The organism is Caryophanon latum, from assembly GCF_001700325.1.
GTDB lineage: Bacteria > Bacillota > Bacilli > Bacillales_A > Planococcaceae > Caryophanon > Caryophanon latum.
The window spans coordinates 1-1,194 of the sequence record NZ_MATO01000047.1; the positions used below are offsets into that span (position 1 = coordinate 1).

Here is a 1,194-nt window from a genome sequence, read left to right on the forward strand (position 1 = left end):
CGCCGCTTTTTCTTCTGCCGTTGTCCATTGTTCGCTTGGATCAATGTCTGTGCCATCTGGTGATACCGCTACGAAGACTTCTTCTGCTCCCGCAATCGCATCTTCTAATGCTTGCGTATCTGGTGCTGTTGGTGTCTCTCCACCATTTTCTTCTTTCGTTCCTCGTTTCTTCGCATCTTCGTACGCTGCTACTGCTTCTTCTAACGCTTCTTTCGCTGCGTCTACTTCTTCTTGCGTTGCGTCTGCGTTATTTAATACGTCACGTGCTTCCGCAATTGCTTCTTCTAACGCTGCTTTCTCCGCTTGCGTTGTCCACTCTTTGCTTGGATCAATGTCTGTACCATCTGACGATACTTCTACGAAGGCATTTTCTGCTGCTGTAATCGCATCTTCTAATGCTTGCGTATCTGGTGCTGTTTCTTTCGCTGCGTCCACTTCTTCTTGCGTTGCGTCTGCGTTACCTAGTACATCACGTGCTTCCGCAATCGCCTCTTCTAACGCTGCTTTTTCTTCTGCCGTTGTCCACTCGTCACTTGGATCAACGTCTGCACCGTCTGTCGATACTGCTACGAAAGTTTCTTCTGCTCCCGCAATCGCATCTTCTAATGCTTGCGTATCTGGCGCTGTTGGTGTCTCTCCACCATTTTCTTCTTTCGTTCCTCGTTGCTTCGCCTCTTCGTACACTGTTACTGCATCTTCTAACGCTTCTTTCGCTGCGTCCACTTCTTCTTGCGTTGCGTCTGCGTTACCTAGTACATCACGCGCATCCGCAATCGCGTCTTCTAACGCCGCTTTTTCTTCCGGTGTTGTCCATTGTTCGCTTGGATCAATGTCTGTGCCATCTGGTGATACTGCTACGAAGACTTCTTCTGCTCCCGCAATCGCATCTTCTAATGCTTGCGTATCTGGTGCTGTTGGTGTCTCTCCACCATTTTCTTCTTTCGTTCCTGGTTGCTTCGCATCTTCGTACGCCGCTACCGCTTCTTCTAACGCTTCTTTCGCTGCGTCCACTTCTTCTTGCGTTGCGTCTGCGTTATTTAATACGTCACGTGCTTCCGCAATCGCCTCTTCTAATGCCGCTTTTTCTTCTGCCGTTGTCCACTCGTTACTTGGATCAACGTCTGCACCATCTGTCGATACTGCTACGAAAGCTTCTTCCGCTGCTGTAATCGCACCCGTTAACGCGTCTTTATC

General features: G+C 49.2%; 1 pseudogene. It reads right to left on the reverse strand.

Going from position 1 to position 1,194, the window contains the following annotated elements:
- Positions 1-1,194 (reverse strand): annotated as a pseudogene (locus A6K76_RS12065) (hypothetical protein); the annotation flags it as partial.